21 protein-coding genes are annotated in these 26,236 nt (G+C 67.3%); 16 read left to right on the forward strand and 5 right to left on the reverse strand.

The window, feature by feature from the left end; translation table 11 throughout:
• Positions 1–48: 48 nt before the first annotated feature.
• From bktB to Q3A80_RS24570, 12 genes are all read left to right on the forward strand, one after another.
• Positions 49–1,242: a beta-ketothiolase BktB gene (bktB, locus tag Q3A80_RS24515; RefSeq protein ID WP_446331453.1), complete on the forward strand. Its 1,194-nt coding sequence runs from the start codon at positions 49–51 to the stop codon at positions 1,240–1,242.
• 38 nt (positions 1,243–1,280) lie between these two features.
• Positions 1,281–2,135: a 3-hydroxybutyryl-CoA dehydrogenase gene (locus tag Q3A80_RS24520; protein WP_446331454.1), complete on the forward strand. Its 855-nt coding sequence runs from the start codon at positions 1,281–1,283 to the stop codon at positions 2,133–2,135.
• A gap of 575 nt (positions 2,136–2,710) precedes the next feature.
• A complete protein-coding gene (locus Q3A80_RS24525) occupies positions 2,711–4,000 on the forward strand; it encodes a quaternary amine ABC transporter ATP-binding protein (RefSeq protein WP_446331455.1) in 1,290 nt (429 codons plus the stop codon).
• Entirely contained in the window at positions 3,997–4,884 is an 888-nt protein-coding gene (locus Q3A80_RS24530) for an ABC transporter permease (protein ID WP_446331456.1), read from the forward strand. The genes Q3A80_RS24525 and Q3A80_RS24530 overlap by 4 nt, the downstream gene beginning before the upstream one ends.
• A 153-nt stretch (positions 4,885–5,037) precedes the next feature.
• Positions 5,038–5,919, forward strand: coding sequence for a glycine betaine ABC transporter substrate-binding protein (locus Q3A80_RS24535; protein WP_446331457.1), 882 nt, complete (start codon positions 5,038–5,040; stop codon positions 5,917–5,919).
• Positions 5,920–6,086: 167 nt separating this feature from the next.
• Positions 6,087–7,382 (forward strand): serine hydroxymethyltransferase, encoded by a 1,296-nt coding sequence (glyA, locus tag Q3A80_RS24540; RefSeq protein WP_446331458.1) that lies wholly within the window; start codon positions 6,087–6,089, stop codon positions 7,380–7,382.
• A gap of 154 nt (positions 7,383–7,536) precedes the next feature.
• Complete coding sequence (locus tag Q3A80_RS24545) at positions 7,537–8,424, forward strand: dihydrodipicolinate synthase family protein (RefSeq protein ID WP_446331459.1); 888 nt, start codon at positions 7,537–7,539, stop codon at positions 8,422–8,424.
• 6 nt (positions 8,425–8,430) lie between these two features.
• The gene (locus tag Q3A80_RS24550; protein WP_446331460.1) at positions 8,431–9,762 is read left to right on the forward strand and encodes an NAD(P)/FAD-dependent oxidoreductase; all 1,332 of its coding nucleotides are present in this window, start codon (positions 8,431–8,433) and stop codon (positions 9,760–9,762) included.
• 16 nt (positions 9,763–9,778) lie between these two features.
• Complete coding sequence (locus Q3A80_RS24555) at positions 9,779–11,272, forward strand: aldehyde dehydrogenase (protein WP_446331461.1); 1,494 nt, start codon at positions 9,779–9,781, stop codon at positions 11,270–11,272.
• A 101-nt stretch (positions 11,273–11,373) separates the two neighbouring features.
• Complete coding sequence (locus Q3A80_RS24560) at positions 11,374–11,634, forward strand: hypothetical protein (protein ID WP_446331462.1); 261 nt, start codon at positions 11,374–11,376, stop codon at positions 11,632–11,634.
• A gap of 169 nt (positions 11,635–11,803) precedes the next feature.
• Positions 11,804–12,805 carry a LysR substrate-binding domain-containing protein gene (locus Q3A80_RS24565; RefSeq protein WP_446331463.1) on the forward strand — a complete coding sequence of 334 codons (1,002 nt, stop codon included), beginning with the start codon at positions 11,804–11,806 and terminating at the stop codon, positions 12,803–12,805.
• 381 nt (positions 12,806–13,186) lie between these two features.
• Positions 13,187–16,708: a pyruvate carboxylase gene (locus tag Q3A80_RS24570; RefSeq protein WP_446331464.1), complete on the forward strand. Its 3,522-nt coding sequence runs from the start codon at positions 13,187–13,189 to the stop codon at positions 16,706–16,708.
• 117 nt (positions 16,709–16,825) lie between these two features.
• Here the strand turns inward: Q3A80_RS24570 and deoC are convergent, their stop codons facing one another.
• Positions 16,826–17,506, reverse strand: a complete 681-nt coding sequence (gene deoC, locus Q3A80_RS24575) for a deoxyribose-phosphate aldolase (protein WP_446331465.1) — start codon at positions 17,504–17,506, stop codon at positions 16,826–16,828.
• Between the two features lie 155 nt (positions 17,507–17,661).
• Between deoC and deoR the strand changes: the two genes are divergently transcribed.
• On the forward strand, positions 17,662–18,432 hold the full coding sequence (gene deoR, locus Q3A80_RS24580) for a DNA-binding transcriptional repressor DeoR (protein ID WP_446331466.1): 771 nt from the start codon (positions 17,662–17,664) through the stop codon (positions 18,430–18,432).
• 22 nt (positions 18,433–18,454) lie between these two features.
• Here the strand turns inward: deoR and Q3A80_RS24585 are convergent, their stop codons facing one another.
• From Q3A80_RS24585 to rbsK, 3 genes are read right to left on the reverse strand one after another with little or no spacing between them, the layout of a single operon-like run.
• Positions 18,455–19,507 carry an aldose 1-epimerase family protein gene (locus Q3A80_RS24585; protein WP_446331467.1) on the reverse strand — a complete coding sequence of 351 codons (1,053 nt, stop codon included), beginning with the start codon at positions 19,505–19,507 and terminating at the stop codon, positions 18,455–18,457.
• Positions 19,508–19,509: 2 nt separating this feature from the next.
• The gene (gene fucP / locus Q3A80_RS24590) at positions 19,510–20,883 is read right to left on the reverse strand and encodes an L-fucose:H+ symporter permease (protein ID WP_446331468.1); all 1,374 of its coding nucleotides are present in this window, start codon (positions 20,881–20,883) and stop codon (positions 19,510–19,512) included.
• 42 nt (positions 20,884–20,925) lie between these two features.
• Positions 20,926–21,852 carry a ribokinase gene (gene rbsK / locus Q3A80_RS24595; protein WP_446331469.1) on the reverse strand — a complete coding sequence of 309 codons (927 nt, stop codon included), beginning with the start codon at positions 21,850–21,852 and terminating at the stop codon, positions 20,926–20,928.
• Between the two features lie 385 nt (positions 21,853–22,237).
• Between rbsK and Q3A80_RS24600 the strand changes: the two genes are divergently transcribed.
• Both Q3A80_RS24600 and Q3A80_RS24605 read left to right on the forward strand, forming a co-directional pair.
• Complete coding sequence (locus tag Q3A80_RS24600) at positions 22,238–23,383, forward strand: mandelate racemase/muconate lactonizing enzyme family protein (protein ID WP_446331470.1); 1,146 nt, start codon at positions 22,238–22,240, stop codon at positions 23,381–23,383.
• Positions 23,384–23,501: 118 nt separating this feature from the next.
• Positions 23,502–24,788 carry an MFS transporter gene (locus tag Q3A80_RS24605; RefSeq protein ID WP_446331471.1) on the forward strand — a complete coding sequence of 429 codons (1,287 nt, stop codon included), beginning with the start codon at positions 23,502–23,504 and terminating at the stop codon, positions 24,786–24,788.
• Between the two features lie 30 nt (positions 24,789–24,818).
• On the opposite strand, the gene Q3A80_RS24610 is transcribed toward Q3A80_RS24605, so the two are convergent.
• Positions 24,819–25,040, reverse strand: coding sequence for a hypothetical protein (locus Q3A80_RS24610; RefSeq protein WP_446331472.1), 222 nt, complete (start codon positions 25,038–25,040; stop codon positions 24,819–24,821).
• Between the two features lie 16 nt (positions 25,041–25,056).
• On the opposite strand from Q3A80_RS24610, the gene Q3A80_RS24615 reads away from it, so the two are divergent.
• Entirely contained in the window at positions 25,057–26,220 is a 1,164-nt protein-coding gene (locus Q3A80_RS24615) for an aldose epimerase family protein (protein WP_446331473.1), read from the forward strand.
• Positions 26,221–26,236 lie beyond the last annotated feature (16 nt).

Consider the following 26,236-nt stretch of genomic DNA (forward strand, 5'->3'; position numbering starts at 1 on the left):
CGCAAACGCATCCTGCGCCCGCGGGCGCGAACGAACCGGAGTGAGACGATGAGCAATGCAGCGAAGGAAGTCGTGGTGGTGAGCGGTGTCCGTACCGCGATCGGCGATTTCGGCGGGAGCCTGAAGGATTTCTCGCCGACCGATCTCGGGGCGAAGGTCGTCGGTGAAGTGCTGTCGCGCGCGAACGTGCCGGGCGATGCGGTCGGCCATGTCGTGTTCGGCCACGTCGTGAACACCGAGCCGAAGGACATGTATCTCGCGCGCGTCGCGGCGATCAACGGCGGCGTCGCGCAGCACACGCCGGCGCTGACCGTGAACCGCCTGTGCGGCTCGGGGTTGCAGGCGATCGTGTCGGCCGCGCAGACGATCATGCTCGGCGACGCCGACGTCGCGATCGGCGGCGGCTCGGAGAACATGAGCCGCGCGCCGTACAGCGTGCCGTCCGCGCGTTTCGGCCAGCGCATGGGCGACGCGAAGCTCGTCGACATGATGCTCGGCGCGCTGCACGACCCGTTCCAGACGATCCACATGGGCGTGACGGCCGAGAACGTCGCGAAGAAATACGGCATTTCGCGTGACGCGCAGGATGCGCTCGCGCTCGAATCGCATCGTCGCGCGGCTCGGGCGATCGCCGAAGGCCGCTTCAAGGACCAGATCCTGCCGATCTCGATCCGCACGAAGAAGGGCGAGGTCGCGTTCGATACCGACGAGCACGTGCGTCACGATGCGGGCCCGGACGACTTCACGAAGCTGAAGCCGGTGTTCGTGAAGGAGGACGGCACGGTGACGGCCGGCAACGCGTCGGGCATCAACGACGCGGCTGCCGCGGTCCTGATGATGAGCGCGGATGCCGCGCGCGCGCAGGGCGTGAAGCCGCTCGCGCGTCTCGTCGCCTATGCGCATGCGGGCGTCGACCCGGCATACATGGGTATCGGCCCGGTGCCGGCCACGCAGAAGGCGCTCGAGCGCGCCGGTCTGAAGATCACCGATCTCGACGTGATCGAGGCGAACGAGGCGTTCGCGGCGCAGGCCTGCGCGGTCACGCAGGAACTCGGCCTCGATCCGGCCAAGGTCAACCCGAACGGCTCCGGCATTTCGCTCGGCCACCCGATCGGCGCGACGGGCGCGTTGATCACGGTCAAGGCGCTGTACGAGCTGAAGCGCATCGGCGGGCGTTATGCGCTCGTGACGATGTGCATCGGCGGCGGCCAGGGCATTGCGGCGATCTTCGAGAACATCTGATAATCGACCGCTCAGCATCCGAATACACAGGAATCGTCATGGCTATCGAAACCGTCGGCGTCGTGGGCGCCGGAACCATGGGCAACGGCATTGCGCAGACCGCCGCCGTTGCAGGACTGAACGTCGTGATGATCGACGTCACCGATGCGGCGCTCGACAAGGGCGTCGCCGCACTGAAGGGCAGCCTCGAGCGGCTCGTGTCGAAGGAGAAGCTCGACGCCGGCGCACGCGACGCCGCGCTCGCGCGCATCACGACGTCCACCGATTACGCGAAGCTTGCCGCGGTCGACATCGTGATCGAAGCGGCGACCGAAAACGTCGAGCTGAAGAGCCGCATCCTGAAGCAGATCGAGTCGGTCGCACGGCCCGACGCGATCATCGCGACCAACACGTCGTCGATCTCGATCACCGCGCTCGCGGCGCTGCTTGCCGATCCGTCGCGCTTCGTCGGCATGCATTTCTTCAACCCGGTGCCGCTGATGCCGCTCGTCGAGATCATCCGCGGGCTGCAGACGAGCGACGCGACCGCGGCGGCCGTGCGCGCGCTGACCGAGCGTTTCGACAAGTCGCCGATCGGCGTGCGCAATGCGCCGGGCTTCGTCGTGAACCGGATCCTCGTGCCGATGATCAACGAAGCGTTCTTCGTGCTGGCCGAAGGCATCGCGTCGGCCGACGAGATCGACGCGGGGATGAAGCTCGGGGCGAACCATCCGATCGGGCCGCTCGCGCTGGCCGACCTCGTCGGGCTCGACGTGTGCCTCGCGGTGATGGACGTGTTCCTGAAGGACTTCGGCGACCCGAAGTATCGTGCTTGCCCGCTGCTGCGCGAGATGGTGTCGGCCGGGCGGCTGGGGAGGAAGACGGGGCGCGGGGTGTACGACTACAGCAAGTAAGCGGCGCAGCGGTGCCTGTTCGCGCGGCCGCCTTCGGGCGGCCGTGTGCTTTCGGCGGTGCGCGCGCGTGTCGGACACCGCCGCGCATCGATGCGCATCGATGCGCCTGGTCGCGACCGCAAGCGGTTCGCTCCGCTCTTCATCCATCATCGATCATTCGGTCCCACGCAGGTTCGACGGCCGTTCGCGCCGTCGTCAACGCGATTTCTCGGTAGTTTCCCTTAAGTCCCGTCGTCGGGATTTTCCCCTAGCGCACCGTTCCACGCGCCGCGCGCGCCCGCGCGCCGCCATCCGCACAAAATCCCGCCCAGCCGCGCCGGCATTGCCTTTCACGCGATTCTGCCGGTTTCGGCGCAATCACGCCTTTTCGCCCGAATTCGATGCATTACCAAAGGTATGGAAAAGCGCACAGAAAATGTATCTGGAGCGACGAAATTGGATTGATACGCTGCAATCACTGCATCAGCGCCGTCAACCACGCAGGAGCGGCATCGGGCCCACGCGGCAAGCGTGGCAATCGATGGCGATTCAGACGAAGTTCGCGGCTTCCCTTACCAGTTAGTCGGGATGACAGAATGGCTCCAAATCTGACGTTTGCGCCGGGCGACGTACTTCCCCCCGGAGCAATCCACACCGACGGTGCGCCGTCGATCGCCCGGTCGAATATCGCGACCGGAACCGACATCCTGACCGTCAAGCACCTGTCGAAGATTTTCGGTCCGAAGCCCGAACGTGCGATCGAGATGATGAAGCGCGGCGTCGGCCGCAACGAGATCTTCGCGGAAACCGGCAACATGGTGGCGGTCGACGACGTGAGCCTGAGCGTGCGCGCCGGCGAGATCTTCGTGATCATGGGGCTGTCGGGTTCCGGGAAATCGACGCTCGTCCGGCTGCTGAACCGCCTGATCGAGCCGACGTCCGGGCAGGTCGTGCTCGAAGGCCGCGACATCGCCCCGATGTCGACGCCGGAACTGCGCGACGTCCGGCGCCAGAAGATGGCGATGGTGTTCCAGTCGTTCGCGCTGCTGCCGAACCGCACCGTGATCGACAACATCGCGTACGGGCTCGAAGTCGCGGGAATCAAGAAGGCGCAGCGCTACGAGCTCGCGCGTGCGGCGCTGGAGCGCGTGGGTCTCGGGTCGTACGAGAAGCTGCTGCCGAGCGAGCTGTCGGGCGGCATGCAGCAGCGCGTGGGCCTCGCCCGCGCGCTGGCGGTGAATCCGTCGGTGCTGCTGATGGACGAGGCATTCTCCGCGCTCGATCCGCTGATCCGCTTCGAAATGCAGAACGAGCTGCTGCGCCTGCAGAAGGAAGAGCAGCGCACGATCGTGTTCATCTCCCACGATATCGAGGAAGCCGTCAAGATCGGCGGCCGCATCGGCATCATGAAGGACGGCTGCCTGATCCAGGTCGGCACGCCGGCCGAACTGATCCAGACGCCGGCCGATGCGTACGTGCAGGACTTCTTCCGCAACGTCGACGTGTCGCGCTTCCTGAAGGCGTCGAGCATGATGACGCAGGTCGAGCGCGGGCTGCTTCGCTGCGATGCGGGCACGCCGTCCGACCGCTACCTGAACCAGCTGATCGACAGCGGTGCGGAGTGCGGCTACGTGTGCGACGAATCCGGCCGCTACCTCGGCTGCGTCACGCCCGCCACGTTGCACCGGTCCGGCACGAAACCGATTCGCGACGCATTCCTGAACGACTTCAACGCGGTGTCGATCGATACGGACCTGCATCGGCTCGCGTCGATCGCGCTGACGCAGCAGCACGACGTGCCGGTGACGGACGCGGCGGGACAACTGGCGGGCGTCGTGTCCTGCCGGACGATACTCAAGCAGATGATGCAACGGAGGGCAGCATGAATTCGTCGGTGATCGGGAAGTTCGCGGAGAATTTCGTCAACTTTCTGTTTCTGCATTTCCGTGGCGGCTTCGACACGTTCTCGGCCGGACTCGGCGCGGTCGTGAAGCTGCTGGAGGACGGCCTCGCCGCCGTGCCGTTCATCGCGATGGTCGTGATCCTGGTCGGTCTGGCCTTGTGGCGCCGCGGCGTCGTGTTCTCGATCTTCGTCGGCTGCGCGCTGCTCGTGATCCACTACATGGGCCTGTGGGCGCAGACCGTGTCGACCCTCGCGCTCGTCACCGCGGCGACGTTCTTCAGCCTCGTGATCGGGGTGCCGCTCGGCATCTGGGGCGCACGCAACAACCGGATCGGCATGATCCTGCGCTCGCTGCTCGACTTCATGCAGACGATGCCCGCGTTCGTGTACCTGATCCCGGCCGTGATCCTGTTCGGGCTCGGACGCGTGCCGGCGGTGATCGCGACGATCGTGTTCGCGATGCCGCCCGTCGTGCGGCTGACGACGCTCGGCATCCGGCAGGTGCGCGAGGAACTGATCGAAGCCGGCCGTTCATTCGGCAGCACCGACTGGCAGCTGCTGTGGAAGATCCAGCTGCCGAACGCGCTGCCGTCGATCATGGCCGGCGTGAACCAGACGATCATGATGGCGCTGTCGATGGTGGTGGTCGCATCGATGATCGGCGCGGGCGGCCTCGGCGAATACGTGCTGAGCGGCATCCAGCGTCTCGACATCGGGATCGGCTTCGAAGGCGGACTCGGCGTCGTGCTGCTCGCGATCGTGCTGGATCGCCTGACGGAAAGCTTCGGCGTGAAGGCGAAGAAGAAGGTGAAGAAGCCGATCGCGCGTGCCGGCAAGGCCGGCGCGCAAGGCGCGGCACGGACGTGACAGGTGCGGCAGTCGGAGGTAATCGAAGGACGATGAAGCGCCGCGGCCACGGTGCCGCGGCGGAACCGGTGTAGCAGTGCGTGGAGACCAGAAACGCCGATCGAAGGCGTTCCTCACCCTTGAAAGACTCGCGTGATTAAAAAGGAGTACTAGATGAATACCCATACGTTCAAGTCGCTTCTGGCGAAACTTGCGGTATCGACGGTGGTTGCCTGCAGCGCAGGTGTGGGCGCGGCGTCGGCGGCCGAGCCGGTGAAGATCGCGGTCACCAACTGGGCGGACGTGCTCGCGGTGGCCAACGTCGCGAAGTACGTGCTGGAGACGCAACTGAAGCAGCCGGTGCAGTTCGTGCAGGCCGACATCGGCATCCAGTACCAGGGCGTCGCGCGCGGCGATCTCGACATCATGGTCGGCGGCTGGCTGCCGGTCACCCACGGCACGTACTACGCGAAGTACAAGAACGACCTCGATGACGTCGGCATCATCTACACCGGCGGCAAGAACGGCTGGGCCGTGCCGACCTACGTTCCGGAATCGGAGCTGTCGTCGATCGCCGACCTGAACAAGCCGGAAGTCAAGAGCAAGCTGAACGGCACGATCCAGGGCATCGAGCCGGGCGGCGGCCTGATGCAGGCGTCGGAGAAGACGATCAAGGCCTACAACCTCGAAGGCTACAACCTCCAGGCATCGAGCGAGGCCGGCATGCTGGCCAGCGTGTCGCGTGCGTACCAGTCGAAGCAGTGGATCGTCGCGACGGTCTGGAGCCCGCACTGGCTGTTCCAGAAGTGGCAGATGCGTTACCTGAAGGACCCGAAGGGCACGCTCGGCGGCGAAGAACAGATCCACGCGTTCGCGTCGAAGAAGTTCGCCGCCAAGTTCCCGCGCGCCGACGTGTTCTTCAAGCACCTGAAGCTGACGCTGGCCGATGTCGAGGCGATCGAGTTCGAAGGCAACAGCACGAACGACTACGCGACCGCCGCGAAGAAGTTCGTCGACGCCCATCCGGACAAGCTGAAGGCCTGGCTGCAGCAGTAAGGCCAGGCGCCGGCCGGGCGGACGACGAGATCGGTGTCGTTTGCGCGAGCCGGACGCGCGAGCCGGCCGATGCCGGTGGCCGGGGCCGTCACGGCGGCGCCGGCCTTGCAGTGTGCGGTGCCTGAAATCCATGCAGCACGTAACGAACCGCGTCGCGGAGTCACCCAGTGAACGAGAACGCCCGCTTTTTTGCCGAAACGCTCCAGAGCCGCGATCCGGTGATCGCATCGGAAATCGCGTTGGAGCTGCGTCGACAGCAGACGCAGATCGAACTGATCGCGTCCGAAAACATCGCGTCCGCGGCGGTGCTGGAAGCACAGGGCACCGTGTTGACGAACAAGTACGCGGAAGGCTATCCGTCGCGCCGCTACTACGGCGGTTGCGACCATGTCGACCGGATCGAGGCGCTCGCGATCGACCGCGCATGCGCGCTGTTCGACGCGAGCCACGCAAACGTGCAGCCGCATTCGGGCGCGCAGGCCAACGGCGCGGTGATGCTCGCGCTCGTCAAGCCGGGCGACACGGTGCTGGGCATGTCGCTCGATGCGGGCGGCCACCTGACGCACGGCGCGCGACCCGCGCTGTCGGGAAAGTGGTTCAACGCGGTGCAGTACGGCGTGAACCCGGACACGCTGCGCATCGACTACGACGACGTGCGCCGCCTCGCGCAGCGTCATCGCCCGAAACTGATCATCGCCGGCTACTCCGCATATCCGCGCGCGCTGGATTTCGCCGCGTTCCGCGAGATCGCGGACAGCGTCGAGGCGAAGCTGATGGTCGACATGGCGCATATCGCCGGCATCGTCGCGGCCGGCCGGCACCAGAACCCGGTGCCGTTCGCCGACGTCGTGACCTCGACCACGCACAAGACGCTGCGCGGCCCGCGCGGCGGGTTCATCCTGACTAACCACGCCGACGTCGCGAAGCAGATCAACGCGGCGGTTTTTCCGGGGCTGCAGGGCGGCCCGCTGATGCATGTCGTCGCCGGAAAGGCGGTGGCCTTCGCGGAAGCGCTGCGCCCGGAATTCACCCGCTATATCGACCAGATGCTGCGCAACGCGCAGACGCTCGCGCAAGTGTTGACGGCCGGCGGCCTGACGCTCGTCACCGGCGGCACCGACAACCACTTGCTGCTGGTCGACCTGCGCGCGCGGCGCATTACCGGCATGCAGGCCGAGAAGGCGCTGGAGCGCGCCGGCATCACCTGCAACAAGAACGGGATTCCGTTCGATACGGAAAACCCGACCGTCACGTCCGGGATCCGGCTCGGCACGCCGGCCGGCACGACGCGCGGCTTCGGCCCCGCGCAGTTCGAGCAGATCGGCGAATGGATCCTCGAAGTGCTGGCCGCGCTCGAGCGCGATCCGAACGGCAATGAAGCGGTCGAGCGCGCGGTGCGGACCCGCGTGCGCGACCTGTGCAACCAGTTTCCCATCTATGCGCATGCGGAGGCGTTCGCCTGATCCCGGCTGCGGATCGCGCACATCGTCCCGATATCGCAGCAAATCGATCGGCGTGGCTCACGAACGCAGTGCCATGCCGACGACCTTGAGTCGAATCGCCGGTTTCCTGCCTGAACGGGCGAACCCGGCCCACCTACCTGAATGAGGAATCGAAATGAGCTTCGAGGGCGTACACACACCGCTGGTCACCCCGTTCGACGCGGACGGCGAAATCGATCACGCACTGCTGGGCCGGCATGCGGCCGATCTCGCCGGCCGCGTGTCCGGTCTCGGCATCGGCGGCACGACGGGCGAATACTACGCATTGAGCTTCGACGAGCGCGTGCGCACGTTCGACACGGTCGCGGCCGCAGCCGGCGGCAAGACGTTCCTGACCGCGGGCATCAACGCGACGACGACGAAGGAGGTGCTGCGTCTCGGCCGCGAAGCGAAACGCGCGGGGCTGGACGCGCTGCTGGTGGCCGCGCCGTACTACGCGCAGCCGACGCAGCAGGAACTGCTCGCGCACCTGCTCGCCGTCGACGACGCGCTCGACATGCCGATCATGCTGTACAACTTCCCGGCGCGCACCGGCACCGAAATCGGCGACGGGATTCTCGAAACGCTGCTCGAGCGCAAGAATTTCGTCGCGATGAAGGAAAGCACCGGCGACATCGCGCACCTGCATCACCTGTCCACGCATGTCGGCGGCCGGCTCGTGCTGAGCTGCGGGATGGACGACCAGGCACTCGAATTCTTCGCGTGGGGCGCGCGCAGCTGGGTCGGCGGCGCGTCGAACTTCCTGCCGGAAGCGCACACCGACCTGTTCGACGCATGCGTGACGCGCGGCGATTTCGCGACGGGCCGCAAGCTGATGGCGCAACTGCTGCCGGTGCTCGAACTGCTCGAGCGCAGCGGCAAGTTCATTCAGTACGTGCGTTACGGCTGCGAGCTGGCCGGCCTGCCGGTCGGCGTCGCACGCGCACCGCTCGGCGCGCTGTCGGGCGACGAGCGTGACGCGTTCGCGAAGCTCGTGAAGCCGCTGCTGCGCGACGGCCGGTAAGCGATCATGCGTTCGAATCTGGAATTCGCGCGGTTTCCTGCGCCGGACGGAATGAACGGCTGGTGGGAGAGCCTGCCGCCCGCGCCGGATGCGCGCACCGTCACGTCCGACGGCCGGTTCGACTGGGTCGTCGTCGGCGGCGGCATCACGGGGCTGTGCGCGGCGCGCCGGCTCGCGGAGCTTGCGCCCGGCGCGTCGATCGCGCTTGTGGAGGCCGACCGGATCGGCCGCACGACGGCCGGGCGCAATTCCGGGTTCTTCGTCGACCTGCCGCACGACATCAGCAGCGAAAGCTATTCGCGCAGCATCGACGAGGACCGCGCCGACGTGCGGTTTCAGCGGCACGGCATCGACTATGTGCGCGACATCGTGCGGCGCTTCGGCATCGATTGCGACTGGCGCGACGACGGCAAGTTCCACGCGTCGGTCAACAGGAAGGGCACCGCCGCACTCGCGCATTTCGCGGACGGCCTGTCGCGCATCGGCGAAGCATTCGAATGGCTCGACCAGCCGGCGATCCGGGCCGTGACCGGCACCGACTTCTACACGGGCGCGCTGTTCACGCCCGGCTGCAGCACGGTGCAGCCGGCTGCGCTGATGCGCGGGCTCGCGGCCACGCAACCGGACAACGTGACGGTGTTCGAGCTCAGCCCCGTCACGCGGATCGAGCCGCGCGGCGACATGCGCGTGCTGCATTTCGCCGGCGGCACGATCGTCGCGAAGCAGGTGATCCTGTGCACGAACGCGTACGCGGCGACCTTCGGCATGCATTCGAACGGCTTGCTGCCGGTCTATACGTTCGCGTCGCTCACGCGCCCCATGAATGCCGACGAAGTCGCGAAGCTCGGCGGCACGCGCTCGTGGGCCGTGATTCCCGCCGATCCGATGGGCACGACGGTGCGGCGCCTGGTCACCGATCGCATCTGCGTGCGCAACCATTTCGCGTTCCGGCCGGACGTGAAGGTGTCGCCCGCGGACCTCGCGAAAGCGCGGCACCTGCATCAACGCTCGTTCGAGCGCCGCTTCCCGATGCTCGGCGGCGTCGAGCTCGAATATACGTGGGGCGGGCCGCTGTGCCTGTCCGCGAACAACGGCGCGCTGTTCGGCAAGCGCGACGACGGTCTCTACGAGGCGATCGGCTGCAACGGTCTCGGGCTGAGCCGCGGCTCGTCGTCCGGCAAGCTGATCGCCGAATACGCGCTCGGCGAATCGAACAGTCTCGTGCAGCAGTTGCTGAAGCAGCCGCATCCGCGTCCGCTGCCGGTTCGGCCGCTGGTCGATCTGGCCGTGTCGGCGACGATCTGGGCGAAGGAATTCTCGGCCGGTGCCGAGCTTTGATGATTGAGGAAACGACATGACGACCCATCAGGATTGGAAGCAGAAGGCGAATGCGCTGTCGCTCGACGGTCGCGCGTTCATCGCGGGGCAGCGCAGCGCGGCGGCGTCGGGCGAGACGTTCGCGACGCTGAACCCGGCGTCCGGCAAGGTGCTTGCCGAAGTGGCGCGCTGTAACGAACGCGACGTCGATCGCGCGGTCGCGGCCGCGCGCGACGCGTTCGAGTCGGGCGTGTGGTCGAAGGCCGCACCGGCGCATCGCAAGGCGGTGCTGCTGCGCGTCGCGCAGCTGATCGACGAGCACGCGGAGGAACTCGCGCTGCTCGAGGCGCTCGAAGCCGGCAAGCCGATCGGCGAATGCCTGGGACTCGACATTCCCGAGTCGGCCGCGTGCATCCGCTGGCACGCGGAGGTGACCGACAAGCGCTACGACGCGTTGTCGCCGTCCGGCGCGGGCGTCGTCGGCATGATCACGCGCGAGCCGATCGGCGTCGTCGGCGCCGTGCTGCCGTGGAATTTCCCGGCGCTGATGCTCGCGTGGAAAATCGGCCCCGCACTGTCGGTGGGCAACAGCGTGGTCGTGAAGCCGGCCGAGCAGACGTCGCTGTCGACGCTGCGCATCGCCGATCTCGCGCTGGAAGCCGGTGTGCCGCCGGGCGTGTTCAGCGTCGTCACCGGGTTCGGCGGCGAGGCCGGCGAGGCGATCGGCCGCCATCCGGACGTCGATCTCGTCGCGTTCACCGGATCGACCGCGACCGGCAAGCGCTTCCTGCACTACTCGGCCGACACGAACCTGAAGCGCGTCGTGCTCGAATGCGGCGGCAAGAATCCGCAGGTGATCCTGCCGGACGTCGCGAACCTCGACGCGGTGGCCGAACAGGCGGTCGCGGCCGCGTTCTGGAACATGGGCGAGAACTGCAGCGCCGGCTCGCGGATCCTCGTGCCGTCGAGCCGCAAGGCGGAACTGCTGGAAAAGGTCCAGGCGGTGCTCGCCGGCTGGAAGACCGGCGATCCGCTCGACCCGGACGTGAAGCTCGGCGCGCTGATCGAGCAGAAGCATTACACGAAGGTGCTCGGCCATATCGAGAAGGCGAAGGCGGAAGGCGCGCACGTGGTGTGCGGCGGTCGGGCGATCCTCGCGGAAACCGGCGGCTGGTTCGTCGAACCGACGATCTTCGACCAGGTGACGCCCGAAATGAGCATCGCGCGCGACGAGGTGTTCGGGCCGGTCGTGTGCTTCATCGAGTACGACGACGTCGACGACGCGGTGCGGATCGCGAACGACACGTGCTACGGGCTCGCCGCGTCGCTGTGGACCGACAACGTGAACAGCGCGCACAAGGTCGCCGCGCGAATTCGCGCGGGGACGGTCACGGTGAACTGCTTCGGCGAAGGCGACCTGTCGACGCCGTTCGGCGGCTTCAAGCAATCGGGGTTCGGCGGCCGCGACAAGTCCGTGTACGCGCACGATCAATACTGCGAACTGAAGACGACCTGGCTGAAGCTCGACTAAGCGGCGGCGTCACGCACGCGGCACGCGGGCCTGCGCGGCCCGGCTTGCGGGTTGGCGCAACCGTTGCGGCGGCTTGCAGCTCGAGCCGCCGATTTGCCGCGATGTTGTTCTGCACCATGTCGCGCGAGCATGGCCGGCCGCCGAGGATCGCGCACGCGGCGCGCGACGGCACGAACGACGCGACGTCCGGCGGCGTGCCGCGAAACCGTGTCGGCATGGTCAATGGTGCGCTGCGTGAACGCGCAGCGCGGCGGCCCGGTGCGGGGCGGAGGCGCGACGCCGACGTGCGCGTTGCAGTCGCCGTCATCGCTTCCGATAATAGCGATGCGGTGCACAATCGATCGAAAATGGCGTCATCGTGACGCCGTTGCGGCGGCTGTGTTGCTGTTGCCGGCCGCCCGACCGACTCGCAAGCTGCAATATTCAGATAATTGAAAGGTTTGCGACGAGACTGCCTGCGGGCAGCCGGCGGGACTGACGTCGACGCGTTCGTCGGCGCAGCATCCGACCTCCGTTTTGAGAGTGAAAGCCATGTTGAAGAAGCAATTGTTCGCCGACCGACTTCTCGCGCAGATGCCGTCGCTTCGCGCGCTGCGCTGCTTCGTGACGGCGGCGCGCTACGAGAGCTTCACTCAGGCAGCCGAGGTGCTGTGCGTGACGCAGGCCGCGATCAGCCGGCAGATCAAGGAGCTCGAGGATTCGCTCGACGTCGCGCTGTTCGAGCGCACCGGCCGCCATATCGCGCTGACGGATGCCGGGCGGATCCTGTACAACGCGTCGTACCTGTCGATCATGAACATCGCCGAGGCGGCGGAGGCCGTGCGCCGGACCGACAAGCACGCGCTGATGGTCTGCGTGTCGCACACGTTCTCCGCGCTGTGGCTGTCGTCGCGGCTGCCCGCGTTTCGCGAGCGGTTTCCGGATATCCAGTTGCACGTGATCGTCACCGAGCATTTCATGGAGCTCGACGGGCTCATCGAGCCTGATGTCATCATCACGAAGAACCCGCCGCGCGAGCCGGAGTTCGAGGCCGAGCCGCTGTTTCACGACATCGTGTATCCGGTGTGCAGCCCGTCTTTTCACGAGCGGTATTTTCACGCCCGGTCGCTGAAGCCGCTGGACCTGCTGTCGTGCCCGACGCTGAACCTGTCGATGCTCGGCCGCGCGCAGGTGTGCGAGCACGTCGACTGGCGCGTGTGGCGAAACTGGTTCCAGCAGAGCGACGGCACCGATACGCTGACCGAAAACAAGTATCTGGAAAGCAACGACTACCGGCTGCTGGTCGCGCAGGCCGAGGCCGGCGAGGGCACGCTGCTGGGCTGGCACCACCTCGTGCACCGGCAGATCGAGCAGGGCGTGCTGGTCCGGCCGGTCCAGGACGTGCTCGTGTTTCGCGATCGTCATCACTACCTGATCACGCACCGGAATGCGCAGCCGCGCGCGGAGTACCGGCTGTTCCGCCAGTGGCTGCGCGACGAGGTCGGCGTGATGATGCGCGGCTGGCTCGACGCCGGCGTCGAGATCGACCGGTAGCGCGCCGCGCAATTCGGCCGGGAAGCGGGGCGTCGGGGCGCGATGCGAGCCGCGTCGGCAACCCGGTACGGCCTTGGGCGGCGCATCCCGCCGCCGGTGCCGGCGCTCGCCGAATGCGCGGCGCTGCACGTCCAAGGCCCGTGGCATTTTTCGACCGAATACCGGGCTTGCGATCCGGTGCTTATTCACGGTTGGCGGTTCAATACCATTCGTCGTCGCGACGGTTATAGCGGCGAGCGGGCGATATCGCGAACATGTCGACTGGCGAAAGCCGGGACGATGCAACCGCGCATCACCGACGCAACGATCCGCACGCCGCCCGATTACGCAAGCGGGTGGAGGGCGCTGCGTCGGCGAGCACACTTCAACCCTTCACTATCCATGGCTGCCGTGACGCCCACTCCCATCCAGTCCATCCTGATCGCGAACCGTTCGGAAATCTCGATTCGCGTGATGCGTGCCGCCGCCGAACTGAACATGCGTACGGTCGCGGTGTATTCGAAGGAAGACCGCCTCGCGCTGCATCGCTTCAAGGCGGATGAAAGCTACCTGATCGGCGAAGGCAAGAAGCCGCTCGCCGCGTATCTCGACATCGACGACATCCTGCGCGTGGCGCGCCAGGCGAAGGTCGACGCGATCCATCCCGGTTACGGCTTCCTGTCCGAGAATCCCGATTTCGCGCAGGCCGTGATCGATGCGGGCATCCGCTGGATCGGCCCGTCGCCCGACGTGATGCGCACGCTCGGCAACAAGGTGGCCGCGCGCAATGCGGCGATCGCGGCCGGCGTGCCGGTGATGCCCGCGACCGCGCCGCTGCCCGACGATCTCGACGCGTGCCGCGCACTGGCCGCGGACGTCGGCTATCCGCTGATGCTGAAGGCGAGCTGGGGCGGCGGCGGACGCGGGATGCGCGTGCTCGAAAACGCACAGGACCTCGAAACGTTGCTGCCGGTCGCGCGTCGCGAGGCGCTGGCCGCGTTCGGCAACGACGAGGTGTACGTCGAGAAGCTGGTGCGCAATGCGCGGCACGTGGAAGTGCAGGTGCTCGGCGATCTGCACGGCACGGTCGTGCATCTGTACGAGCGCGACTGCACGGTGCAGCGGCGCAACCAGAAGGTCGTCGAACGCGCGCCGGCGCCGTATCTCGACCACGACGGCCGTCACGCGCTGTGCGAATCGGCGCTGCGCCTGATGCGCGCGGTCGGCTACACGCACGCGGGCACCGTCGAATTCCTGATGGACGCCGACACCGGCCAGTTCTACTTCATCGAGGTGAACCCGCGGATCCAGGTCGAGCACACGGTGACGGAGATGATCACCGGGATCGACATCGTGAAGGCGCAGATCCGCATCACCGAAGGCGGCCGGATCGGCCTCGCCGAGGACGCGACGGACGGCGACGGCGCGCTCGTCGCGCGCGCGGCCGGCGTGCCGGAACAGCACGCGATTCCGCTGAACGGCAACGCGCTGCAATGCCGGATCACGACCGAGGATCCGGAGAACGACTTCCTGCCCGACTACGGGCGGCTCACCGCGTATCGCAGCGCGGCGGGCTTCGGCGTGCGGCTCGACGCCGGCACCGCGTATGGCGGCGCGGTGATCACGCCGTACTACGACTCGCTGCTCGTCAAGGTGACGACATGGGCGCCGACGGCGGCCGAATCGATCCACCGGATGGATCGCGCGTTGCGCGAGTTCCGGATTCGCGGCGTCACGTCGAACCTGCAGTTCCTCGAGAACGTGATCAATCATCCGGCGTTCATCGCGGGCGACGTGACCACGCGCTTCATCGACAAGACGCCCGAACTGCTCGCATTCGCGAAGCGCGGCGACCGCGCGACGAAGCTGCTGCGCTATCTCGGCGAGCTGAACGTGAACGGCAACGCGGAGATGAAGGGCCGCACGCTGCCGGCGCTGCCGTTGCCGAAGCCGGTGCTGCCGAAGATCGATACGGCGGTGGCGATCCCGGCCGGCACGCGCGATCGCCTGCGCGAACTCGGCCCGGAGAAATTCGCGAACTGGATGCTCGACCGGAAGCAGGTGCTGCTGACCGACACGACGATGCGCGACGCGCACCAGTCGCTGTTCGCGACGCGCATGCGCACGGCCGACATGCTGCCGATCGCGCCGTTCTACGCGCGCGAGCTGTCGCAGCTGTTCTCGCTCGAATGCTGGGGCGGCGCGACCTTCGACGTCGCGCTGCGCTTCCTGAAGGAAGACCCGTGGGAGCGGCTCGCGCTGCTGCGCGAGCGCGTGCCGAACATCCTGTTCCAGATGCTGCTGCGCGGCTCGAACGCGGTGGGCTACACGAACTACGCGGACAACGTCGTGCGCTTCTTCGTGCAGCAGGCCGCGAGCGCGGGCGTCGACGTGTTCCGCGTGTTCGATTCGCTGAACTGGGTGCGCAACATGCGCGTGGCGATCGATGCGGTCGGCGACAGCGGAATGCTGTGCGAAGGCGCGATCTGCTACACCGGCGACCTGTTCGATTCGTCGCGCTCGAAGTACGACCTCAAGTATTACGTCGGCATCGCGCGCGAGCTTCAGCAGGCCGGCGTGCACGTGCTCGGCATCAAGGACATGGCCGGCATCTGCCGCCCGCAGGCGGTCGCGACGCTCGTGAAGGCGCTGAAGGAAGAAACCGGGCTGCCCGTGCATTTCCATACGCACGACACGAGCGGGATCGCCGCGGCGTCGGTGCTCGCGGCAATCGGCGCGGGCTGCGATGCGGTCGACGGTGCGCTCGATGCGATGAGCGGCCTCACGTCGCAGCCGAACCTGTCGAGCATCGCGGCCGCGCTGGCCGGTAGCGAACGGGACCCGGGGCTGAACCAGGACCGCCTGCACGAAGCATCGATGTACTGGGAAGGCGTGCGCCGCTATTACGCGCCGTTCGAATCGGAGATCCGTGCGGGCACGGCCGACGTCTACCGGCACGAGATGCCCGGCGGCCAGTATACGAACCTGCGCGAGCAGGCGCGCTCGCTCGGCATCGATCATCGCTGGACCGAGGTATCGCGCGCCTACGCGGACGTGAACCGCCTGTTCGGCGACATCGTGAAGGTCACGCCGACGTCGAAGGTCGTCGGCGACATGGCGCTGATGATGGTCGCGAACGATCTCGGCGTGGACGACGTGCGCAACCCGGACAAGGACATCGCGTTCCCCGAGTCGGTCGTGTCGCTGTTCAAGGGCGAACTCGGTTTCCCGCCGGACGGCTTCCCGGCCGAGCTGTCGCGCAAGGTGCTCAAGAGCGAGCCGCCGGCGCCGTATCGTCCCGGCGACCAGATTCCGCCGGTCGATCTCGATGCGGTACGCAAGCAGGCCGAGGCCGCGTGCGAGCAGCCGCTCGACGACCGGCAGCTGGCGTCGTACCTGATGTATCCGAAGCAGACGATCGACTACTACGCGCACGTTCGCGCGTACAGCGATACGTCGGTCGTGCCGACGCCGGCGTTCCTGTACGGGCTGCAGCCGCAGGAGGAAGTGGCGATCGACATCGAGCCGGGCAAGACGTTGCTCGTGGCGCTGCAGGGTCAGCATGCGGATGCGCAGGACGGGATCGTGAAGGTGCTGTTCGAACTGAACGGCCAGTCGCGTTCCGCGCTGGTGGAGCAGAAGAGCGTCGTGCAGGCGGGCACCGCGCGCCACGGGCTGCAGCGCGCCGATCCCGCCAATCCGCTGCACGTCGCCGCGCCGATGCCGGGCTCGGTGGTCACGGTTGCCGTGCAGCCGGGGCAGCGCGTGACGGCCGGCACGACGCTGATCGCGCTCGAGGCGATGAAGATGGAAACGCACATCGCGGCGGAGCGCGACTGTGAAATCGCGGCCGTGCATGTGAAGCCCGGCGAGCGGGTGGCCGCGAAGGATCTGCTGATCGAGTTGAAAGAGCCGCAGCAGTGACGGTTGCCGCGATCGCAACCGGCGCGTCGGCCGTCCGCGTGACGGCCGAACCGTTCGGTACCGGCTGCCTGCACGCCTTGTGACCTGATGATGCGCCGGCGGCGGTCCGCCACGCGGTCAATACGCCGCGTCGCTGCCGCGCTGATCGGTGACGATCGCGACGCCCGAACTCGTGCCGAGCCGCGTCGCGCCGGCCTCCAGCATCGCGAGCGCGGTCGCGCGGTCGCGCACGCCGCCCGACGCCTTCACGCCGAGCGTCGGGCCGACCGTGCGGCGCATCAGCGCGACGTCCGCGAGCGTCGCGCCGCCGTGACCGAAGCCGGTCGACGTCTTCACGAACGCGACGCCGAGGTCGCGGCACATTTCGCACACGTGCACCTTCTCGTCGTCGGTCAGCAACCCCGTTTCGAGGATCACCTTCAGCGGCACCGCCCCGCACGCGCGGTGCACGGTGTCGATATCGGCCTTCACGTCGTCGGCGCGGCCGCTCTTCAGCGCGCCGACGTTGATCACCATGTCGATCTCGCGCGCGCCGGCCGCGATCGCGGCCGACGCCTCGAACGCCTTCGCGGCGGACAGGCCCGCGCCGAGCGGGAAGCCGACCACCGCGCACACGAGCACGCTGGTGTCGGCCAGCTCGCGCGCGGCGAGCGGCACGTTCGCCGAATTCACGCAGACCGAGTAAAAGCGATGCTCGGCCGCCTGGCGGCAGAGTTCGCGGATCTGCGCGTCGCTCGCGTCCGGCGCGAGCAGCGTGTGATCGATGGTTTGGGCGAGTTGGGCGTTGGAAAGCGGCATGTGTCAGGACTCCACGGATCGTGTGCGGAAACGGCACACGGAAAGTTGATGTTTTCACATCGGTTTGTTACAAATACGACATTCCGGCCGGGCCCGCGCGCCCGGCACGGCGAGCGACGCGGGCAGCGCGTGTGACGGGCAGGCAGGATACAGGCATGGAAACGAAGAAGGGCGAACGGATCAAGACGCTGATGAACGTGCTGCAAGGGCAGAACGCGATTCATCTGAAGGAAGTGGCCGATCTGTTCGGCGTGTCGGAAATGACGATCCGGCGCGACCTCGCAGACAACCCGCACGGCCTCAGCCTGATCGGCGGCTACGTGACGCGCCATTTCGCCGCGCAACGCAGCGACATCGGCGAATACCTGATCAGCGCCGAGAACAACCGGCAGATCGAAGAGAAGCGCCGCATCGGCAAGCTCGCCGCGCAGTTCGTGAAGACGGGCGACACGATCTTCGTCGACTGCGGCTCGACCACGCCGTTCATCGTCGACTTCATTCCGGACGACCTCGAATTCACCGCTGTCTGCAATTCGCTGAACGTGTTCGCGAAGCTGCAGCAGAAGCCGCATTGCAGCGTGATCCTGTGCGGCGGCGTGTATCACCGCAAGAACATGGTGTTCGAGTCGGTGGCCGAGACCGGCATCCTCGATACGGTGCGTGTGTCGAAGGCGTTCGTCTCGGCGGCCGGCGTCAGCGATCGCTGCGGCGTCACGTGCTTCAACTTCCACGAAGTCGATGCGAAGAAGAAGGTGATGGCCCGGGCGCAGAACCGCTTCCTGCTCGTCGATCACACGAAGTTCGACGAAGTGCGCGCCGCGTACTTCGCCGACCTGACCGACTTCCATTACGTGATCTCCGACGGGCAGTTGAGCCGCCGCTACGAGACGGCGATCCGCGAGCACGGGATCGCGCTCGTGACCTGAGGTTGCGCGGCGGCGCGGCGCGTCATGCATCGCGCACTTCCGTTGCATTCAGGTAGCCGGTGACGACCTCGAAGCGCCGTGTCGCACCGGGCGCGAGCGTCGCAACGTGCCCCTTGCGGCGCTCGGCTTCATAACCTTCCGGCTCGCACGTGGACGGCAGCGCGAACGCGGCGACCTGCTGGTCCGCGTTGTGCAGGATCCAGCGCGCCGCATGCGGAAACTGCTCGGGACGATAGGCGGTGTGGAACGCGCCGCCGTCCGGATGCGCGAGCACGAAATGCGCGACGCCGTCCGCATCGGTTTCGACACCGTTCATGAAGAACACGATTTCCGGGTCGTACAGCGCGGGCGCATCGAGCGTCGCGAGCCGTTCCGGTTCGCGGGCGAGCGCGGCCGTGTAGTCGCGCCACGCGGCGGTCGGCTTCACGTGCGCGGGCACGCTGCCGCGCAGCCGCAAGCCGCCGCGCGGCAGCGACTGCACGAAACGGCCGCCCGGCACGTACGCGTAGTTCAGATGCGCCATGTACATCAGGTCCATCGGCGTGCCGCCGAGATTCGTCACGTCCATCCCGATCGTCATTCGCGCGTCGTGTTCGGCGAGCCGCACCGATGGACGCGCGACGTAGTGGCTGCCGAAGCCTTGCACGTATTCGTACTCGCCGGTCACTTCGACGCGCGCGCCGCGCGCATCCGCGCCGACGACGAGACTCGCGCGGTCCATCGGCGCGCACGGCATCTCGCCGTGCAGCGCATGCGTGTCGTCGGGCGCCGGGCAGCCGTTGCGCAGCAGCCCGCTGTGGAACATGAAGCAGCCGTAGGTATCGACGATCGACGTCGCGCGCTTCGGCTGCCGGAACATGTGCTTCATCGTCAGGTCGCGGCCGTCGAACGCGGCGGCCCAGATCATCTGGCCGAGATACGGCAGCACGACGATATGGCCGCGCCGGTTCTCGACCTTCAGCGCCTCGACGCCGGACGGATACGCGAACGCGGTGACGGTCATGCCGTCCGCGCGATACAACGTGCGCGGCGTTTCGCGAAAGTCGTCGCGGCGCAGTTCGATCTCGCCTCGCATCGTCATGCTCCCGACGTGTTGCGCGAGTCGACGTAGCGCGCAGAAGCGCTGCCGTCGGTGGCCGCGGCGGGCGTTGCGGCCGGCAGGTGGCGCAGGCAGTAGAACCCGTAGTAGACGATCACGACGAAGCACGCGAGCGGCACGACGAACGCAAGCTGCATGTTGCCGCCGGTGCGATCGGAGATCAGCCCCTGGATCAGCGGCACGACCGCGCCGCCGACGATGCTCATCACGAGGATCGAGCCGCCGTATTCGGTGTCCTTGCCGAGGCCGTCGATCGTCAGGCCGTAGATCGTCGGCCAGCACGGGCCGAGGAACACGCTCACGCATACCGCGGCATAGACGGCCGTGATGTTGTGCACGCCGATCGTGTACGCGAGCAGCGCGATGCACAGCACGCCGTACGCGATCAGCACCTTGGCGGGGCCGACACGCTTCATCACGAGCGTCGCGACCAGCTTGCCGACGAAGAACGCGAAGAACGTCGCGAGCAGGTAGTGCGATGCGCCGCGCTCGTTCAGGCCGCCGATCTGCATCGCGAGCCGGATCGTGAAGCTCCACACGCCGACCTGCGCACCCACGTACAGAAATTGCGCGACGACGCCCGCGACGAAGCGCCGGTTGCCGAACAGGCGCGCGAGCGTGCCGCGTGCGTCGATCCGGTGCGTGGCCGCATTGGAACCGTTGCCCTTGCAGGCGGGATACGGCGTCAGCGCGAACACGACGAACACGGCCGCGAGTACGACGATCAACCATTTGTACGGCTCGAGCGTCGCCTGGATCATCGCGAGCTGATGCCGGTGCGCGTCGGCCGCCGACATCGCCGCGAGCTGCGCGTGCGACGCGTCGCCTTCCTTGAAGATCAGGAAGCTGCCCATGTAGACGCCGGCCATCGCGCCGAACGGATAGAACGTCTGCGAAATGTTCAGCCGGCGCGTGCTCGTGTCGCGCGGGCCCATCAGCGTCGAATACGAGTTCGATGCGGTCTCGAGGAACGACAGGCCGGCCGCGATCACGAACAGCGCGACGAGAAACATCCCGTACTTCGCCATCGACGCGGCCGGGAAGAACAGCAGGCAGCCGGTCGTGTAGAGCAGCAGCCCGATCAGGATCGTCGTCTTGTAGCTGAACTTCTTCACGACGGTCGCGGCGGGAATCGCGAGGAAGAAGTAGCCGAGGTAGAACGCGGACTGCACGAACGCCGATTCGAAGTCGGACAGGAAGAACGATTTCTTGAACTGCGCGATCAGCACGTCGTTCAGGTTCGCCGCGGTGCCCCACAGCGCGAACAGGCAGCACAGCAGCGTGAACGCGAAGAGCGGCGTGCGGTTCAGGTAGTAGCCGTCGGGGGTGTGTTCGATTCTGGCTCGGCTCATGGGTGTCTCCTTCCGGATTGTCTCGTCGAGGGGCGGCGCCGTTCAGCGGCCGGCGTCGCGGAGGAAGCGTTCGAAGGTCGCGGCGTCGGCGTACGACTTCTGCGTGCCGAGGCCCGTGACCGAATGCGCGGCGTAGGCCGACGCGTAGCGCATCGCGTCGATCGCGTCGCGCGACGCCGCGTAGCAGCGCGCGAAGCAGCCGATGTACGCGTCGCCGGCGCCGGTCGTATCGCGTGCGTCGACCGGCACGCCCGGCACGTGCCGCGCGCCGTCGCGCGACACCAGCAGCGAGCCGTCGCCGCCGAGCGTGACGAGCACGTGCTTCAGCCCGCGCGCGATCAGCGATTCGGCCGCGCGGGTCGCGCTGTCGCGCGAATCGACCGGCATGCCCGACACGATCGCGAGTTCGGTTTCGTTCGGCACGAAGAATTCGACGGAACGGATCCGCTCGAAATCGAGATCCGCGACCGCGGGCGCGGGGTTCAGCAGCACCGGGATGCCGTGCCGCGCGCCGAACGCGATCGCGTGATAGACGGTGTCGAGCTCGATCTCGAGCTGCAGCACGATCAGCGCGCATTCGACGAGCTTCGGTGCGGCCGCGTCGATGTCGGCCGGCCGCAGGTGACGGTTCGCGCCCTTGACGATCAGGATGCTGTTGCTCGAATCAGGCTCGACGAAGATCGGCGCGACGCCGCTCGGCACGCCGGCGACCTTCCGTACGTGCGTGGTGTCGATGCCTTCGCGCTCGAAATTGCGGATCGTGTTGTCGGCGAACACGTCGTCGCCGACTTTCGTGACCATCACCACGCGCGCGCCGAGGCGCGCGGCTGCGACAGCCTGGTTCGCGCCCTTGCCGCCGCAGCCGAGCTCGAAGTTCGGCGCTTCGAGCGTCTCGCCCCGGGCGGGCATCCGTGCGACGTAGGTCACGAGATCGACCATGTTGCTGCCGATGACGGCGATTGTCTCCATATGCGTCTCTTCCCTGGAATGGGCGGTCCGCACACGCGAGTTGCTGGCGGCCGCAATGGATGATAATAAAATCACAAAGAATGTGAGAATGCAATCTTGTGATGTTAGGTGAGTCACTATGTGGGAGCGGCCACGAGGACGCGCATCTTCGGCGTTCAGACGGCCGCAGTTGTGGGATGTCGCATGAGGCGTGCGCAGAATTTCCGCCGAATTTTGGGGTTATAGCAGCCGCAGATTGCGTTCTCATGATTCATGTCATACGATGACTGATAATAATTCCGGCTCGATGTGCCCTGACCGACGTCGTCTATTGCCGTCGCCGTCACATCGCGCCTTCCGCCGTCGGCCGTCCCCGCCGCCGACCCGCCGTCCCGGGAATCCGTTCGTGAAAATCGTTGCCATCGAAGTCATCCGCCTGTCGCTCGCATTCGATGCGGGCCGCCGTCCCGCCGCCGCTGCCGAACCGGCCGCCGCCGACACGTACAACGCCGCGGACCGCTCGCTGCGCCGCATGGAGTCGCTGCTCGTCAGGCTCACCGACGACGCCGGGCGCGTCGGCTGGGGCGAGGCGTTCGGCCACCTCGTCAATCCCGTCACGTTCGCCGCGCTCGAAGGCCCGGTCGGCCGCTGGTTCAACGGCGCCGAATTCGAGCCGACGCGGCGCGGGATCGCCGCATTGCGCGACGCGGCCGACCGCGCGCTGCATGCGTTCGGCCGCACGGGGCCGGTGCTGTACGCGCTATCGGCGATCGACACGGCGCTGCACGATCTCGCCGCGCAGGCGGCCGGCGTGCCGCTGTATCGCTGGCTCGGCGGAAATCGCGACGAGATCGACGTGTATGCGAGCCTCGTCAGCTACGACAACGACCCCGGCGAAGTCGCGCGCCACGTGCGGCGCGCGTCGGACGAAGGGTTCCGGCGCATCAAGCTGCACGAGACGCAACGTGCGGCCATCGCGGCCGCGCGTGCGGCATTGCCGGCCGGCAGCGAACTGATGGTCGACGTGAACTGCCCGTGGAGCGCGAACGACGCGCTGCGGCACGTGAGCGAGCTGGCCGACCTGCGGCTCGGCTGGATCGAGGAACCGGTGTGGCCGTGCGACGACGTGCACGGCATCGCGCGCGTGCGCGGCACCGGCGTGCCGGTCGCGGCGGGCGAGAACGCGTCGGGCGTCGCGGGGTTTCGCGACCTGTTCGAACACGGCGCGCTCGACGTCGCGCAGCCGAGCATCGCGAAGATCGGCGGACCGACCGGCATCGCGGACGTGATCGCGCTCGCGGCGGAGCACGGCGTGCGCGTCGTGCCGCACTGTTTCTATTACGGAGCAGGGCTGCTGGCGACCGCGCACGTGGTCGCGACGCTGCCGGACGACGTCGCGCTGGAAATTCCGTATCTCGACTGGCCCGAGCGGCTGCACGACGCGCAGCGGCCCGGCGCGCGGCTGCGCTTGCCCGATGTGCCGGGGCTCGGCTTCGTGCCCGACGAAGCGGTGCTGGCACGCAACACGATCGCGCGCGCGACGATCGGTTGAACGCAGGCACGGTGTGCATGGCGCACACGTGTGAAACCGTCGCCGGTATGGCGGCGCAATCGGAAATCAGGAAGCCGGGCGGATGCGCACGCACGTGCCCGGCTCGACAGGAGACACCATGAAAACGCGTTACCGCTGGTGGATCGGCGCGCTGCTGTTCGGCGCCGGCATGCTGAACTATCTCGATCGCGCGGCGCTGTCCGTCGTCGCGCCGATCATCAAGCGCGAACTCGGCATCGACGACGCGCAGATGGGCATCCTGTTCAGCAGCTTCTTCATCGGCTACTGCGTGTTCTGCTTCGTCGGCGGCTGGGCCGCCGACCGGTTCGGGCCGCGTCGCGTGTTCGCGTGCGCAGCCGGCGTGTGGTCGCTGTTCTGCGGCGCGACCGCGCTGGCCGGATCGTTCGCGCACCTGCTGGTCGTGCGCGTCGCGTTCGGGATCGGCGAAGGGCCGATGGGGACGACTACCAACAAGGCGATCTCGAACTGGTTCCCGCGCCGCGAAGCGGGGCGTGCGGTCGGCTGGACCAACGCGGGGCAGCCGCTCGGCGCGGCGATCGCGGCGCCGATCGTCGGCCTGGTCGCGCTGCAGTTCGGCTGGCGCGTGTCGTTCGTCGTGATCGCCGCGCTCGGCTTCGTGTGGCTCGCCGCGTGGTGGGCGTTGTTCCGCGACGATCCGGCGAGCCACCCGCGCGTGTCGCCGGAAGAGGTACGCGAGATCGCATCCGACCGGACGCTCGACGTCGCACCGGATGCGCATGCACACGATCGCACCGCGCGTCCGCTGCTGCGCGATCTGTTGTCGCGGCCGGTGCTCGGCGTCGCGCTCGCGTTCTTCAGCTTCAACTACGTGCTGTATTTCTTCCTGTCATGGCTGCCGAGCTACCTGACCGACTACCAGCATCTGAACATCAAGCAGATGAGCGTCGTCGGGATCCTGCCGTGGCTCGGCGCGACCGTCGGGTTCGTGGCCGGCGGCACCGTGTCGGATCGCATCTACCGCCGCACCGGCGACGTGCTGTTCGCGCGCAAGATCGTGATCGTCGTCGGGCTCGCGGTCGCGGCGGCCTGCGTGCTGCTGGCGTCGCGCGTGAGCTCGCTCGGCGCGGCCGTCACGCTGATCGCGATCGCGAGCCTGTTCGCGTTCATGGCGCCGCAGGCGTGCTGGTCGCTGCTGCAGGAAATCGTGCCGCGCGATCGGGTCGGCTCGGCGGGCGGGTTCGTGCACCTGCTCGCGAATCTCGCAGGCATCCTGTCGCCGAGCGTGACCGGCTGGCTCGTTCAGTATGGCGGCGGGTATGCGAGTGCGTTCGTGCTCGCGGGCGCGTCGGCGCTCGCCGGTGCGGTGATCCTGACGTTCGCGGTGCGCGCGCGGGCCGTTGCGCAGATGCGTGGAGCGGTCTGACCGCGCAGCGGGAGGCCGCGCGTCACGCAGTCACGCGAAAGCGCGGATCAACGCATCGAGATTGCGTCGCGCGCTCGGTTCGAGCGGCGCGAATTCCGTCGATTGGAACAGCCGGGCGGGCATGCGCCGAGGATCGCGCGCGTACCACGTTGCGGCGCGCCGCACCTCCGCCGATATCTCCTGCGCCCGTTGTTCGGCGTGTCGCCGCGCGGCAGGCAGGCATGCAGATTGCGCGTCGCCACGCACGAACACGCTTCGGAGGTCTCCCATGAACCGATTCTGGCCGCGGCGCCCGGTGCTCGCACTCGGTGTATTCGCAACGTTCGCGCTTGGCGCGAGCGCCGCATCGGCGGCACCCGACGTATCGATCAGCCGTGCCGATTACGGCACCACCGCGGCCGGGCAGGCGGTGAGCCAGTACACGCTCGCCAATGCGCACGGCGTGACGCTGAAGATCATCACGTACGGCGGCATCGTGACCACGCTCGAGGTGCCGGACCGCGCCGGCAAGGTTGACGACATCGTGCTCGGCTTCGATTCGCTGCGCGACTACGAAGCGCACAACGGCAACATCCATTTCGGTGCGCTGATCGGCCGCTATGCCAACCGCATCGCGCACGGCCGCTTCACGCTCGACGGCAACACGTGGACGCTGCCCGTCAACGATCCGCCGAATACGCTGCACGGCGGTCCCGCCAGCTTCGACGCGAAGGTCTGGACGGTGACCGGCACGCACAGCGACGGGAACGGTTCGAGCGTGACGCTGCGTTACGTGAGCCCCGACGGCGAGAACGGCTTCCCCGGCACGTTGACGACGGACGTGACCTACACGCTGACGCGCGACAACCTGATCCGCATCGACTATCGCGCGACGACGGACAAGGACACGGTCGTCAACCTGACGAATCACAGCTACTTCAACCTGGCTGGCCAGGACGCCGGCAGTGTCGAGCGGCAGCTGATCGAGATCGCCGCGTCGCGCTTCACGCCGACCGATGCGACGTCGATCCCGACCGGGCAGCTCGCCAGCGTAACCGGCACGCCGATGGACCTGCGCGAATTGACGCCGATCGGCGCGCATCTGCGCGACGGGTATGCGCAGCTCGTGCTCGCGCACGGCTACGACCAGAACTGGGTGCTCGATCAGGGCGGGCAGGCCGCGCCCGCGTTTGCCGCGCGTACGTACGACCCGGCATCGGGCCGGTTCCTCGAGGTGTATACGACGCAGCCGGGGCTGCAGTTCTATACGTCGAACGGGTTGAACGGCAGCGTCGCGGGCAAGGGCGGGACGGTTTACCGGCAGACCGACGCGTTCGCGCTCGAAGCCGAGCACTTTCCCGACTCGCCGAATCATCCGTCGTTCCCGACGACGGTGCTCAAGCCGGGACAGACGCTGCACGAGGTGACGGTGTGGAAGGTGGGCGCGCGGTGACGCGCCAGCGAAGCGG

The organism is Burkholderia sp. SR8, assembly GCF_052851275.1.